The 14,176-nt window shown below is 66.2% G+C and carries 11 protein-coding genes and 1 tRNA gene; all 12 read right to left on the minus strand.

What is annotated here, in order from left to right; all coding sequences use genetic code 11:
• Positions 1 to 86: 86 nt before the first annotated feature.
• Positions 87 to 1,019: a tRNA pseudouridine(55) synthase TruB gene (gene truB / locus IEQ11_RS13705; RefSeq protein WP_228464619.1), complete on the minus strand. Its 933-nt coding sequence runs from the start codon at positions 1,017 to 1,019 to the stop codon at positions 87 to 89.
• Positions 1,003 to 1,128, minus strand: a complete 126-nt coding sequence (locus IEQ11_RS13710; protein ID WP_228464617.1) for a heme-degrading domain-containing protein — start codon at positions 1,126 to 1,128, stop codon at positions 1,003 to 1,005. Before IEQ11_RS13710 ends, truB begins: the two co-directional genes overlap by 17 nt.
• Positions 1,129 to 1,363: 235 nt before the next feature.
• Entirely contained in the window at positions 1,364 to 1,765 is a 402-nt protein-coding gene (gene rbfA, locus IEQ11_RS13715; protein WP_056112576.1) for a 30S ribosome-binding factor RbfA, read from the minus strand.
• 107 nt (positions 1,766 to 1,872) lie between these two features.
• Complete coding sequence (gene infB / locus IEQ11_RS13720) at positions 1,873 to 4,515, minus strand: translation initiation factor IF-2 (protein ID WP_046656788.1); 2,643 nt, start codon at positions 4,513 to 4,515, stop codon at positions 1,873 to 1,875.
• A 212-nt stretch (positions 4,516 to 4,727) separates the two neighbouring features.
• Positions 4,728 to 6,215, minus strand: a complete 1,488-nt coding sequence (gene nusA / locus IEQ11_RS13725) for a transcription termination factor NusA (RefSeq protein ID WP_036108539.1) — start codon at positions 6,213 to 6,215, stop codon at positions 4,728 to 4,730.
• A 102-nt stretch (positions 6,216 to 6,317) separates the two neighbouring features.
• Complete coding sequence (gene rimP / locus IEQ11_RS13730) at positions 6,318 to 6,938, minus strand: ribosome maturation factor RimP (RefSeq protein ID WP_036108540.1); 621 nt, start codon at positions 6,936 to 6,938, stop codon at positions 6,318 to 6,320.
• 281 nt (positions 6,939 to 7,219) lie between these two features.
• Positions 7,220 to 7,296: transfer RNA gene (locus tag IEQ11_RS13735), tRNA-Met, on the minus strand.
• A 594-nt stretch (positions 7,297 to 7,890) separates the two neighbouring features.
• Positions 7,891 to 9,336, minus strand: a complete 1,446-nt coding sequence (gene nuoN, locus IEQ11_RS13740) for an NADH-quinone oxidoreductase subunit NuoN (RefSeq protein WP_191821853.1) — start codon at positions 9,334 to 9,336, stop codon at positions 7,891 to 7,893.
• Between the two features lie 148 nt (positions 9,337 to 9,484).
• Entirely contained in the window at positions 9,485 to 11,002 is a 1,518-nt protein-coding gene (locus IEQ11_RS13745) for an NADH-quinone oxidoreductase subunit M (protein WP_057921823.1), read from the minus strand.
• A gap of 19 nt (positions 11,003 to 11,021) precedes the next feature.
• Positions 11,022 to 13,199, minus strand: a complete 2,178-nt coding sequence (gene nuoL, locus IEQ11_RS13750) for an NADH-quinone oxidoreductase subunit L (protein ID WP_191821852.1) — start codon at positions 13,197 to 13,199, stop codon at positions 11,022 to 11,024.
• Positions 13,200 to 13,204: 5 nt separating this feature from the next.
• Complete coding sequence (nuoK, locus tag IEQ11_RS13755) at positions 13,205 to 13,531, minus strand: NADH-quinone oxidoreductase subunit NuoK (RefSeq protein WP_036108545.1); 327 nt, start codon at positions 13,529 to 13,531, stop codon at positions 13,205 to 13,207.
• On the minus strand, positions 13,528 to 14,172 hold the full coding sequence (locus IEQ11_RS13760; protein ID WP_036108546.1) for an NADH-quinone oxidoreductase subunit J: 645 nt from the start codon (positions 14,170 to 14,172) through the stop codon (positions 13,528 to 13,530). The genes nuoK and IEQ11_RS13760 overlap by 4 nt, the downstream gene beginning before the upstream one ends.
• Positions 14,173 to 14,176 lie beyond the last annotated feature (4 nt).

Raw genomic sequence — 14,176 nt, forward strand, 5'->3', positions numbered from 1 at the left:
TGCGACCGTGGTTTGGTGCGCATCGGCTATCGCGGGCGTGTATCGCGACGACTCGCGTCATGCCGACCGCCCCCGTTCAGGACCGCTCAACCGCCCTGCGCGGCCCAGCGGAACAGGCGCTGTGGCTGCAGCCGGCCATCGGCCTGGCGCAGGCCCAGGCCGAGGCAGCGCCCGGCTTCGCCGAAGATCGCCACCTGACCCGGCTCGCCGGCCTCGCAGGCCACCGCCTGGCCCTGACCGAGCCGGTGCGCGGCGGCCAGGTCGATCGAGACCCGGGCGAATTCGCTCAGGCCGGCTTCGATCGGCAGCAGATGGGCGTCGAGGGCGACGTCGCTGCCCTGTTCGGCCAGTGCGCGCAGTTGTTCCAGGGTGATCATGCGCGGCTGCATGAACGGCTCGACCCACAGCCGCCGCAGCACGCTGACATGGGCGCCGCAGCCCAGGGTCTCGCCGAGGTCGCGGACCAGGCTGCGCACGTAGGTGCCCGAGCCGCATTCGATGTGCAGTTGCAGACGCGGGCCGTCGCGGCCGGTCAGGCTCAGCCCGTGCACGACCACGTCGCGTTCGGGCGCCTCGATCGCTTCGCCGCGGCGGGCCTTGGCGTACAGCGGTTCGCCGCCCTGCTTGAGCGCGGAATAGATCGGCGCGCGCTGGCGGATCGGGCCGCGCAGCGGCGCCAATGCGGCTTCGATCGCGGCCTCGTCGAGGTCGGGCACGGGGCGTTCGAGCAGCGGCGCGCCGTCGGCGTCGTCGCTGTCGGTGGTCAGGCCGAGCACCGCGGTGGCGGTGTAGGCCTTGCGCGCGCCGAGCAGCAGGCCGGCGATCTTGGTCGCCTCGCCGAAGCACAGCGGCAACAGGCCGGTGGCCAAGGGATCGAGACTGCCGGTATGGCCGCCCTTCTCGGCGCGGAACAGGTGGCGCGCCTGTTGCAGGGCCTGGTTGGAACTCAGGCCCTGGGGTTTGTCGAGCAGCAAGATGCCGTCGACGTTGCGCCAATTGCGTTTACGCGTCGTGTTCAAGCAGCTCGTCCGCCCGTGCCTGCGCGATTTGCGCGTCCTGTACCGATTGCATGCCGGACACTCCGAAGGCGCCGATGAGGTCGCCGCCAACGGCAGCGGATTTGTCCATCCCGAGCCGCCGCATGCCCAGTCCGCCGACGGCGACCGTGTTCTCGAACGATCGGATCGGGCGAGGCGACGCCAGCGCCGTCCGGCCTCGGCCCGCGTCATGGAGATGCTGCCATATTGCGCCCGATCGGGCGTGTGCGGCATCGCCCTATGGCCGCCACTGCGGCCGATAGCGATCGCCTTCGGCCAGGGCCCTCGACGGGACTGTCGGTCCGCTCAGACCGACGAGCGGCCGGTCACTCCGGCTTGCCGCCGCCCTCGCCTTCGCCGCCGTCTTCGCGATCGACCAGATCGGGATGATCGCGCAACAGGTTGTCGATGCTTTCGCCGCGGTCGACCGAGTCGTCGTAATGGAAGTGCAGCTCCGGCACATGCCGCAGCTTCATCGCCTTGCCGAGCTGGTAACGCAGGTTCGGCGCGAGTTCCTTGAGGTCCTTGACCGCCTCGAGCGAACGCTCGGGCTGCAGCGCGGTGACGAAGACCTTGGCATGAGCCAGGTCGCGCGAGATTTCCACGTCGGACACGCTGACCGACGGCAGGCCGTGCTCGCGCACGGCTTCGTGCACGATCTTGCCCAGCTCGCGACGCAGCTGGGCGGAAACGCGATCGGTGCGGTGGAACGATTTACTGCTAGGCATTGGTGTCCGGGAATCGGGAATCGGGAGTCGGGAATCGTAAAAAGCAGGGAGAGAGTCGGAGAAATGGGAAACCGCCTTCGGCGATTCCCCATTCCCGATTCCCGGCCTTACAGCGTGCGCTGAACCTCGATGCGCTCGAAGCACTCGATCTGGTCGCCCGGCTTGACGTCGTTGTAGGCCTTCACGCCGATACCGCATTCGGTGCCGTTGCGGACTTCGTCGACGTTTTCCTTGAAGCGGCGCAGCGATTCGAGTTCGCCTTCGAACACGACCGCGTTGTCGCGCAGCACGCGGATCGGCTTGGAGCGCTTGACCACGCCCTCGACCACCATGCAGCCGGCGACCGCGCCGAACTTGGAGCTGCGGAACACGTCGCGAACCTCGGCGATGCCGATGATCTCTTCGCGGATTTCCACGCCGAGGATGCCCGATGCCACCTGCTTCACCTGGTCGATCACGTCATAGATGATCGAGAAGTAGCGCAGGTCGACGCCGTTGCCTTCGATGATCCGGCGAGCGGACGCGTCGGCGCGGACGTTGAAGCCGATCACCGTGGCCTTGGCGGTCGCCGCGGCGTTGGCGTCGGACTCGGTGATGCCACCGACGCCCGAGCTGATCACGTTGATGCGGATCTGATCGTTGGACAGCGCGACCAGGGCCTGACGCAGCGCCTCGACCGAACCTTGCACGTCGGCCTTGATGACCAGGTTGAGGCTCAGCTGGCCCTCGCCCTTGCCCATCTGGGCCATGATGTCTTCCATGCGGTTGCCGGCGGCGGCGACCAGGCGCGATTCGCGGCGCTTGGCGTCGCGCTGCTGCGCCACGTCCTTGGCCAGACGCTCGTCCTCGACCACGACGAAGTCATCGCCGGCATCGGGCACGCCCGACAGACCGAGCACCTGCACCGGAATCGACGGACCGGCTTCTTCGACCTGCTTGCCGGTTTCGTCGAACAGCGCGCGCACGCGGCCGTACTGCACGCCGCACACGAGGTAGTCGCCCTTCTTGAGCTGGCCCTGCTGGACCAGCACGGTGGCGACCGGGCCGCGGCCCTTGTCGAGCGAGGATTCGATCACCGTGCCGATGGCGCGGCCGACCGGCACCGCGCGCAGTTCCAGCACTTCGGCCTGCAGCGAGATCGCGTCGAGCAGATCGTCGACGCCGTCGCCGGTCTTGGCCGACAGCTCGACCATCTGGGTGTCGCCGCCGAAATCCTCGGCGACCACTTCCTCGGCCAGCAGTTCGTTCTTGACCCGCAGCGGATCGGCGCCGGACTTGTCGATCTTGTTGATCGCCACGATCAGCGGAACGCCGGCCGCCTTGGCGTGCTGCACGGCTTCGCGGGTCTGCGGCATGACGCCGTCGTCGGCGGCGACCACCAACACGACGATGTCGGTCAGCTTGGCGCCGCGCGCGCGCATCGAGGTGAACGCCGAGTGGCCCGGGGTGTCGAGGAAGCTGATCACGCCGCGAGCGGTTTCGACGTGGTACGCGCCGATGTGCTGGGTGATGCCGCCGGCTTCGCCGGAGGCGACCTTGGTGCGGCGGATGTAATCCAGCAGCGAGGTCTTGCCGTGGTCGACGTGACCCATGATCGTGACCACCGGCGGACGAGCGACCTTCTCGCCCTGCACTTCCTCGGCGTGCGCGATCAGCGCGTCCTCGGCGGCATTGGCGTTGGTGCGGACCACGGTGTGGCCGAGTTCCTCGGTGACCAGCGCGGCGGTGTCGAAGTCGATGCTCTGGTTGATGGTCGCCATGACGCCCATCTTGAACAGCGCCTTGACCACGTCGCCGCCCTTGAGCGCGAGCTTCTGCGCCAGATCGGCGACCGTGACGGTGTCGCCGATCGCGACGTCGCGCACGATCGGCGCGGTCGGACGCGAGAAGCCGTGCTGACCGCCGCCGGAACGCGCCTGCTCGTTGGAGCGACGCTGCTGCGGACGGTTGCCGCCCTTGCCGCGCGAATTGGTGGTGCGACGCGCGCGATCCGACGGGCTCAGGTGCAACTGGCCGGCGAAGCGGTTGGCCGCATCGTCGTCCTCGACCCCGGCGACCATCGCGTGCGAGCCGCGGGTCTTGTTACGCGGCGCATTGTGGTCGACGCGGGCCGGCGTGGCCGGCGCGGGCGGCTTGGGATGGCCGTGACCGTGCGTCGGCGCGGGCTTGCGCACCGCCGCCGGCGTCGCCGCCGTCGGCGCATCGCTGACGCTCGGCGCGACCGCGCTGGCGTCGGCCAGCTTGAGCTTGAGCTCTTCCTCGGCCTTGGCGCGCGCGGCGTCTTCGGCCGCCTGTCGCACCGCCGCGGCGGCATCGGCGCGACGCTTGTCGTCGGCGGCCAGTTTTTCCTGCTCGGCGAGGTTGCGCTGCTTGGACTCTTCGAGCTTGCGCAGGATGTCGGCGCGCTCATCGCTCGGCGACATGGGGCCGTCGTTCGGCTTGACCAGCGTCACCTTCTTGCGCACGACCACATCGACGGTGGTGCGGTTCTTGCCGCCACCGACGGTGATTTCCTGCTTGCGGCTGCGATTGAGCGTGATCTTCTTCGCCGCTTCGTCGGTTTCGGCCGGTTTATCGGCCTTGCCATGCGAGCGCTTGAGGAAGCCGAGCAGCTTGACTTTCTCGATACTGGTCACGACCTGATCGGGGCCGCTGAACTTCATGCCGGCCTCGGCCAGCTGTTCCAGCAACTTCTCGACCGGCGTGTTCACCAGTTCGGCCAGCTTGCGGATGGTGGTTTGCTGCGACATTCGGTTTTCCGTGTCCTTCTTGGCGTGGGACGCATCCCGCGCGTGATGGCGCCATTCTAGCCCCGCGCGCGCCCTTGCACCGGCTCGCGCAAGCCTTCCGGCCTGCCCGCGGACCGGGCCGATGCCCGATCCTGCGAATCCGGGGCCGGCCCAAGACCGTCCCCCGGTTTGCCGCAAGACGCCTCGCCGGGCCTCTTGCGACGCATCTCACCTCATTCGAACCAGTGCTTGCGCGCTTCCATGATCAGGGCGGCGGCACGTTCCTCGTCCACGCCTTCGATATCGGTCAACTCGTCGGTCGCCAGATCGGCCAGGTCGTCGCGCGTGACCACGCCGCGCGCCGCCAGGGTGAAGGCCAGCGCCTCGTCCATGCCTTCCAGCGACAACAGGTCGGCGGCCGGCTGGTGCTCGTCGAGCTCTTCCTCGGCGGCCAGCGCCTCGTTGAGCAGGGCGTCGCGGGCGCGGGCGCGCAGTTCCTCGACGATGTCCTCGTCGAAGCCCTCCACCGCCAGCAGCTCGCCGACCGGCACGTAGGCGATTTCCTCGACCGTGCTGAAGCCTTCCGAGACCAGGATGCCGGCGATTTCCTCGTCGACCTCGAGCTTGTCCTGGAACAGCTGACGGGCCGAATTCTGCTCGGCTTCCGACTTGGCCGTCACCTGGTCCTGGGTCATCACGTTGAGCTGCCAGCCCGACAGGCGGCTGGCCAGGCGCACGTTCTGCCCGCCCTTGCCGATCGCCTGGGCCAGACGGTCCTCGGCGACCGCCAGGTCCATCGAGTGCTTTTCTTCATCGACGATAATCGACTGCACTTCCGCCGGCGCCATCGCGTTGATCACGAACTGGGCCGGATTGTCCGACCACAGCACGATATCGACGCGCTCGCCGTTGAGTTCGTTCGACACCGCCTGCACGCGCGAACCGCGCATGCCGATGCAGGCGCCGATCGGATCGGTGCGGTTGTCGTGCGCGAGCACGGCGATCTTGGCGCGGTCGCCCGGATCGCGCGCGCAGGCCTTGATCGAGACCAGGCCCTGGCCGACTTCCGGCACTTCGAGCTTGAACAGCTCCATCATGAATTCCGGGGCGGCGCGGCTGATGAACAGCTGCGGGCCGCGCGGCTCGGTGCGCACGTCGAACAGGAAACCGCGCACGCGGTCGCCGGCGCGCAGCACGTCGCGCGGAATGCCCTTGTCCTTCGGGATGATCGCCTCGGCGTTGCCGCCCAGGTCGACGTAGATGTTGCCGCGCTCCACGCGCTTGACGATGCCGGTGACCAGTTCGCCGACGCGATCCTTCCAGCCGTCGACGACCTGCGCGCGCTCGGCTTCGCGTACGCGCTGCACGATCACCTGCTTGGCGGCCTGCGCGGCGATACGGCCGAAATCGGGGTTTTCGATCTGCTCTTCGATGTAGTCGCCGACTTCCACGCCCTCGACTTCGTCGATCGCGTCCATCAGGCGGATCTGCCGGTCCGGCGATTCCATGACCACGTCGTCGGCGACGACTTCCATGCGGCGGAAGGTTTCGTAGTTGCCGTCTTTCTGGTCGATGCTCACGCGCACCAGCACGTCTTCGTCGTGATAGCGCTTCTTCGCGGCCGACGCCAGCGCCGCTTCGATGGCTTCGAAGATGACCTCGCGCGGCACGCCCTTTTCGTTGGCGACCGCATCCACCACCAGCAACAGTTCCTTGCTCATTTCGTCACTCCGCACGGGTCGGCTCGCGGCCGCCGGCTATTCGGGTTGGTAATAGGCTGAAGCTTGGTACCGCTCTAAATTCTCGTACTTCTGAATTCGTGTTTACTTCTTTCGCGAAGCACCCGGCTTCGAGGGTTTGTTCTTGCCCGGCCGGGCTTTGGGCTTGGGCTTGTCGGCGCGGGCCGGCGGCGGTTCGCCCTTGCTCGGCGCGAAACCCAGCGCGGCCCAGTCCGGCACGATGCGGCCCTTGTCGATATTGCTGAACGGCACGGTGAAATGGCTGCCGTCCGGCGTGCCTTCGATCGCGAACGTCACTTGCTCGCCTTCCACCGCGACGATCTCGCCCTGCAGGCGGCGGCGGTTTTCGTGCGGCAGCTTCAGCGTGACCTTGGCGGTCTCGCCGACGAAGCGGCGGTAGTGCTCGAGCGTGAACAGCGGGCGGTCGATGCCGGGCGAGGACACTTCGAGGGTGTAGTTGCTGCTGATCGGGTCTTCGACGTCGAGCTGGGCCGACACTTCGCGACTGACCGCTTCGCATTCCTCGATGGTGACCGAGCGCGGCGGCTCGCCTTCGGCGTCGACATGCGCGGCCGGCACATCAATGTAGATGCGCAAGGTCGCGTTGCCCGCCGCCGGCAGATATTCGATGCCGAGCAATTCCACGCCCAGCGACTCGACCGTCGGGGCCAGCAATGCGGCGATTTGCGTTGCCTTGTCCGTCACTCGCCAGCTCTCCGTTAGCGTTTGTAGGTAGGGGTGCGACTGGTGCAGCCGATCTTCGGTACGCGAGGTTTCCGCAAATGGTTGCGTGCTCCGGCGCGATAAGAAAAGCCAGCGCGCGGCACGTAGCGAATCGCGGAAACCGAAAAACAACAAGGGGCCCATTGGGCCCCTTGTCCGTACAACTGGATTTCGGTGTGTTCGCGCGAGCAGAGCGCGATCACAAAGCCCAAGCCGGCGGCCAAAAAAGAAAGCCTCGTGAGAGGCTTTCCATCAGCCGAAGCTGGTAGCGGGGGTAGGATTTGAACCTACGACCTTCGGGTTATGAGCCCGACGAGCTGCCAGACTGCTCCACCCCGCATCAGGCCGACCACTATAACGGCCGGCGGAACTTCCTGCAAGCGTTTAATCAGATTTACTTGATTCTCGCCTGCCGCTTCGAGACCGTTTATTTCCGCCGGAAACTGCGCGGAAACGATGTCATTGCGTGAGCCCGCAATAATAGAGCGTGTTCAAAATATTTCAAGTCTTTTTTCGGTAATGGCATGACGCGCGAATACCAGCGAGGCGCTGGGCGTGTCAGGCGCGTGCATAGCCGCCAACGCGACGGTCGTTGCATCTGCGCTGCGACAGCCACGGGTAGGAGCGGCGTGAGCCGCGACCGTGGGGTGACCGGTCGCGCCGCAACCTGCGCCGCAAGCGTGGTGTCGTGGTCGCGGCTTACGCCGCTCCTACAACGGCTGCCCCACTACGATTGCGGCTCGCCACACGGCATTTCGGCGGCCCTGTAGGAGCGGCGCAAGCCGCGACCGCGGGGTGTCCAGTTGCGTCGAACCTGCGCCGCGAGCGTGGTATCGCGGTCGCGGCTTACGCCGCTCCTACAGGTTAGGGCCTCTAAAACGCATCGGGCCGGCATAAAGCCGGCCCGATGGCGAATCGATATGGTCGGCCCGGATCAGGCCTGGAACGCGCGCAGGCACCATTCCATGATCGGATTCCAGGTCAGGCCCAGGGTCAGCAGCGCGAGCGCGTTGACCGCGAAGACCACCCGCAGCGGACGGTCCTCGCTCGGCGCCGGCATCTTGCCCTCGGGCTCGTCGAAGTACATCGCCTTGATCACGCGCAGGTAGTAGAACGCACCGACCACCGCGAACACCACGCCGACGATCGCCAGCCACAGCATGTCGCCGTGCAGCGCGGCCTTGAGCACCGCCAGCTTGGCCCAGAAGCCCAGGAACGGCGGCAGACCGGCCAGCGAAGCCATCACGCACAGGATCATCGCGGCCAGCCACGGGTTGCGCGCGTTGAGGCCCTTGTAATCGTCGATCTTGTCAGCCTCGAAGCCGCGGCCCGACATCACGATGATCGCGCCGAACGCCGCCGCGGTCATCAGCGAATAGCTGATCACGTAGAACATCGCCGCGGCGAAGCCCTGCGGGCCGCCGCCGGCCATGCCGATGAACAGGAAGCCCACGTGCGAAACGGTCGAATACGCGAGCAGTCTCTTGATATTGGTCTGCACCAGCGCGCTGAGGTTGCCGATCGCCAGCGAGATCACCGCCAGCCCGGCCAGCAGCAGGCGCCAGTGGGCGTCGAGGCCGGCGGCGCCGACATCGAGCAAGCGGTAGGTCATGCCGAACGCGGCCAGCTTGGGCGCGGCGCCGATGAACAAGGTGATCGGAGTCGGCGCGCCCTGGTAGACGTCGGGCAGCCACATGTGGAACGGCGCGGCGCCGAACTTGAAGGCGATGCCGGCGACCACGAACACCACGCCGGTGACCATCATCAGCGAGGACGGACCGACCGAGCCGGCGACCGCGATCTGGTCGAGCATCAGGCTGCCGGTGGCGCCGTAGATCAGCGACAGGCCGTACAGCAGCAGGCCCGAGGCCAGCGCGCCGAGCACGAAGTACTTGATCGCCGCTTCCGAGGCCAGCGGGCTGTCGCGGTCCACCGCGACCAGCGCGTAGGAACACAGCGCCAGCATTTCCAGGCCGACGTAGACCATCACCAGGCTGCCGGCGGAGACCAGGAACATCATGCCGGCGATCGCGAACAGCATCAGCACCGCGACCTCGCCCTTGTACAGGTTGCGCGCGCGCAGGTACGGCCAGGTGTAGATCAGCGACAGGATGCCGACCACGCCGATGCCGAGCTTGAGCCCGTCGGCGGCGGTGTCGCGCACGAACATGCCGCTGAGCACCGTGCCCTGCCCGCCCACGTCGAAGGCGATCAGCGCGGTCGCGATGGCGACCACGACGATCGAGGCGACGTGGGTGATGACGCGATTGCGCTCCTCGACGAACAGATCGAGCATCAGCAGCGCGAACGCGCCGATGACCACCACCAGTTCGGGCAGCAGGGGCATCAGGTCGGCGAAGGTCCGTACGGGCATGTTCATTAGTGAATCTCTTGGCGGATCAGGCCCGGTTCGAGCCTTGCTCTAGGAACGAGTGGAGAGGAGTGAGAAGTGAGCTGCGGTGCCCGCGCTTGCCTCTCGTTCCTCACTGCTCGCTTCTACTCACTTCTGCGCGGGCGAGGCCCGCGCCTTACAACTTGCTGGCGACGATCTGGGTGGCGAGATTGGCGATCGCCGGCTCCATCAGGTCGGTCAGCGGCTTGGGCCACAGGCCGAGCACCAGCACGCCGGCGGCGAACACGCCCAGCACGAAGGCTTCGCGCGGGTTGATGTCTTCCAGCTCGGCGACGTGCGCGTTGCCCACTTCGCCCCAGATCACCCGCTTGACCAGCCACAACGTGTAACCCGCGCCGACGATCAGCGTGGTCGCCGCGCCGAAGGCGATCAGCGGATGGGCCTGGAACGAGGCCAGGATCACCATGAACTCGCCGACGAAACCCGAGGTGCCCGGCAGACCGGAGTTGGCCATCGCGAACAACACCACGAACGCGGCGAACCACGGCATGACATTGGCCACGCCGCCGTAATCCTTGATCATGCGGCTGTGCATGCGGTCGTACAGCACGCCGACGCAGGTGAACATCGCGCCCGACACGAAGCCGTGGCTGATCATCTGCACCATCGCGCCCTGCAGGCCCAGGCGCGCGGCATCGCTGCCGTGGACGTCGCCGTTGTGCACCAGGGTGAAGGCGATGAAGGTGCCCAGGGTGACGAAGCCCATGTGCGAGACCGACGAATACGCGATCAGCTTCTTCATGTCTTCCTGGACCAATGCGACCAGGCCGACGTAGATGATCGCGATCAGGCTCAGGCCGATCACCAGCCCGGCGTACTCGTGGCCGGCGTCGGGCACGATCGGCAGGACGAAGCGCAGGAAACCGTAGCCGCCGATCTTCAGCATGATCGCCGCCAGGATCACCGAACCGGCGGTCGGCGCCTCCACGTGCGCGTCCGGCAACCAGGTGTGGACCGGGAACATCGGCACCTTGACCGCGAACGCGATCAGGAAGCCGAAGAAGATCCACATCTGCTCGGTCGCGGTGAGCTGCAGCGCGTACATGTCCGCCAGCTGCCAGCTGCCGCCCTTGAGGTACAGGTAGATCAACCCGACCAGCATGAACACCGAGCCGAGGAAGGTGTACAGGAAGAACTTCACCGACGCGTACACGCGGCGCGGGCCGCCCCACACGCCGATGATGATGAACATCGGGATCAGCATGCCTTCGAAGAAGACATAGAACAGCAGCGAGTCCAGCGCCGAGAACACGCCGACCATCAGGCCTTCGAGGATCAGGAACGCGGCGTAGTACTGGCTCACGCGCTTGTCGATCGAGGTCCAGGCGCTGATCAGCACCAGGGTCGAGGTCAGCGTGGTCAGCGCGATCAGCGCCGCCGAGATGCCGTCCGCGCCGAGGTGGTAGCGGATGTCGTAACTGGGAATCCACGCGCGCTGCTCGACCAGTTGCATCGAGGCGCTGGTGAAGTCGCCGTGGGTGAACATCGTCAGGCTCAGGCCGAAGGTGACGATGGCCACGATCAGCGCGAACCAGCGCGCGGCGTTGGCGCGTTCGTTGCCGAACGCGAGGGTGGCGAAGCCGCCGAGAATCGGCAGCCAGATCAGGAGGCTAAGCAAGGGCACGGGGCTCACGTCTCGGGTCCTTGTGTGGTTATTGCCAGAACCGGATGACGACGGCCAGAAGCACAATCAGGCCGATAATCATCGCGAAGGCGTAGTGGTAGAGGTAACCGGACTGGACCCGGCGGGTCAGGTTGGCGACGAAGCCGACCAGACCGGCGCTGCCGTTGACGATCGCGCCGTCGATCAGCTTGCTGTCGATCGCGCGCGAGGCCTTGCCGACCTGCACGCCGCCGCCGGCGAAGCCGTCGATCCAGAGATTGTCCATGCCGTATTTGTTTTCCAGGATGCGGATCGGCAGCTTGAACAGCTTGGCGGCCTTGGCCGGAAGTTCCGGTTTCCACAGGTACATGATCGTGGCCAGCGCGAAGCCGGAGAAGGCGAGCCAGAACGCCGGCGCGGTGAAGCCGTGCAGCGCGAACTTGATCGGGCCGTGCCAGGCTTCTTCGCCGACCTGGGCGATGGTGTCGCGCGCGGCCGACAGGTCGATCGCGCCGAGGAAGAACGGCAGCTGCTTGTGGTGACCGAGCCAGTCGGTGCCGAACAGCATCGGACCTGCGGTGAAGAAACCGATCAGCACCGACGGGATCGCCAGCAGGATCAGCGGCAAGGTCACCACCCACGGCGATTCGTGCGGCTCGTGCGCGCCATGGTGGCCGTGATCGTCGTGGGCGCCGCCGTCGTGGGCATGATCGTCGTGCTTGTGCCCGTCATGCGCATGCGCATCGTGCGCATGATCGTCATGGCCGTGCTCGGCATGCGCGTCGCGGAAACGCTCCTTGCCGTGGAAGGTCATGTACAGCAGGCGGAAGCTGTAGAACGCGGTCACGAAGGCGCCCAGCAGCACCGCCCAGTAGGCGTACTGCGAGATCCAGCTGGCATGTTCGCCATGCGCGGCATGCGCGGCGGCTTCGATGATGGTGTCCTTCGAATAGAAACCGGCGAAGAACGGCGTGCCAACCAGAGCCAGGGTGCCGAGCAGGCTGGTCCAGTAGGTGATCGGCATGTACTTGCGCAGGCCGCCCATCTTGCGCATGTCCTGCTCGTGGTGCATGCCGATGATGACCGAGCCGGCGGCCAGGAACAGCAGCGCCTTGAAGAAGGCGTGGGTCATCAGGTGATACACCGCCGCCGAGTACGCCGACACGCCGAGCGCGACGGTCATGTAGCCCAACTGCGACAGGGTCGAATACGCGACCACGCGCTTGATGTCGTTCTGCACGATGCCGATCAGGCCGGTCCAGAACGCGGTGGTGGCGCCGATGAACAGCACGAAGTTCAGCGCGGTCTGCGACAGCTCGAACAGCGGCGACATGCGCGCGACCATGAAGATGCCCGCGGTCACCATCGTCGCGGCGTGGATCAGCGCCGAGATCGGGGTCGGGCCTTCCATCGAGTCGGGTAGCCACACGTGCAGCGGGACCTGCGCCGACTTACCCATCGCACCGATGAACAGACAGATGCAGATCGCGGTCGGCGCCGACCATTCGACCGGCTGGTCGAGCAAGGTCCAGGTGTGGCCGAACAGGCTCAGGCTGCCGCTCCACACCGGAATGGTCTTGTCGGCCAGCGTGCCGGCGTTGGCGAACACGATGCCGTAGTCCAGCGAACCCAGGATCGACAGCACCCCGGCGATGCCGAGCAGGAAGCCGAAGTCGCCGACGCGGTTGACCAGGAACGCCTTCATGTTGGCGAACACCGCGGTCGGCTTCTTGAACCAGAAGCCGATCAGCAGGTACGACACCAGGCCCACCGCTTCCCAGCCGAAGAACAGCTGCAGGAAGTTGTTGCTCATGACCAGCATGAGCATCGAGAAGGTGAACAGCGAGATGTAGCTGAAGAAGCGCTGGTAACCCGGGTCCTCGGCCATGTAGCCGATGGTGTAGATGTGCACCAGCAGCGAGACGAAGGTGACGACCACCATCATCATCGCGGTCAGCTTGTCGACCATGAAGCCGACGTGGGCCTCGTAGCCGCCGATCTGGAACCAGGTGTAGATGTTTTCGTTGAACGGGACGGCGCCCTGCCCGACCAGCTGCCACAGCACGAACATCGACATCGCGCAGCTCGCCGCGACGCCGAGGATGGTGATGCTGTGCGAGCCGGCGCGGCCGACCTTGCGTCCGAACAGGCCGGCGATGATGGCGCCGAGCAACGGCGCAAGCACGATCGCGAGCAGGAGGGACTTGGAGAGTACGACGGGTTGCATGCCGGTCAGCCCTTCATCGTGTCGATTTCAGCGACGTTGATCGTGCGCCGGTTGCGGAACAGCGTGACCAGGATCGCCAGGCCGATGGCGGCCTCGGCGGCGGCGACGGTGAGGATGAAGAACACGAACACCTGACCGGCCGGATCGGCCAACTGGCGCGAGAACGCGACGAAGTTGATGTTGACCGCGAGCAGCATCAGCTCGATCGACATCAGCAACACGATCACGTTCTTGCGATTGAGGAAGATGCCGGCGACGCTGATGCAGAACAGCACCGCGCCCAAGGCCAGATAGTGGCCGAGGGCTAAGCCCGACCCGATGAATTCGTTCATGGCTTGGCCTCCTGCGCGGCGGGCTCGGCGGGCGTGGGTTCGACCACGGCGGGCTTCGTCGCGTCCATCTTGATCATGCGCACGCGGTCGCTGGCGCGGACCCGCGACTGCTCGCTCGGATTCTGGTGCTTGGCGCCGGGACGGCGACGCAGGGTCAGCATCACCGCGGCGATCACCGCCACGGTCAGGATCACCGCGGCGACCTCGAACGGCAGCAGGAAGTCGGTGAACAGCGCCATCGCCAGCCACTTGGTGTTGGAGCCGCCGGAGGCGTCGGCGGTCAGCGGCGCGACGATGCTGGCCTTGACCCCGATCAGGGTGACCATCTCCACCAGCATCACCACCGCGACCAGCAGGCCGACCGGCAAATATCTGACGTAGCCCTCGCGCAGCGGCGCGACGTCGATATCGAGCATCATCACCACGAACAGGAACAGCACCATCACCGCGCCGACGTAGACCAGGATCAGGGCCACGCCGAGAAATTCGGCGCCGGCGATGATCCACACGCAGGCGACCGAGAAGAACGTCAGCACCAAGCTGAGCGCGGCATGGACCGGGTTCTTGACGCTGATCACGGCCACGGCCGATAGCGTGGCCGCGGCGGCGAAGACGAAGAAGGCGATCTGGGCGAGATCCATATCA

Source organism: Lysobacter capsici (assembly GCF_014779555.2).
Classification (GTDB): Bacteria; Pseudomonadota; Gammaproteobacteria; order Xanthomonadales; family Xanthomonadaceae; genus Lysobacter; species Lysobacter capsici.

Excerpts from the sequence above, each read along its gene's own strand:
- nuoL (WP_191821852.1), bottom strand. The coding sequence starts at position 13,199 with ATGCAACCCGTCGTACTCTCCAAGTCCCTCCTGCTCGCGATCGTGCTT.
- nusA (WP_036108539.1), bottom strand. The coding sequence starts at position 6,215 with ATGAGCAAGGAACTGTTGCTGGTGGTGGATGCGGTCGCCAACGAAAAG.
- IEQ11_RS13760 (WP_036108546.1), bottom strand. The coding sequence starts at position 14,172 with ATGGATCTCGCCCAGATCGCCTTCTTCGTCTTCGCCGCCGCGGCCACG.
- IEQ11_RS13710 (WP_228464617.1), bottom strand. The coding sequence starts at position 1,128 with ATGGACAAATCCGCTGCCGTTGGCGGCGACCTCATCGGCGCCTTCGGA.
- infB (WP_046656788.1), bottom strand. The coding sequence starts at position 4,515 with ATGTCGCAGCAAACCACCATCCGCAAGCTGGCCGAACTGGTGAACACG.
- rbfA (WP_056112576.1), bottom strand. The coding sequence starts at position 1,765 with ATGCCTAGCAGTAAATCGTTCCACCGCACCGATCGCGTTTCCGCCCAG.
- nuoN (WP_191821853.1), bottom strand. The coding sequence starts at position 9,336 with ATGAACATGCCCGTACGGACCTTCGCCGACCTGATGCCCCTGCTGCCC.
- nuoK (WP_036108545.1), bottom strand. The coding sequence starts at position 13,531 with ATGAACGAATTCATCGGGTCGGGCTTAGCCCTCGGCCACTATCTGGCC.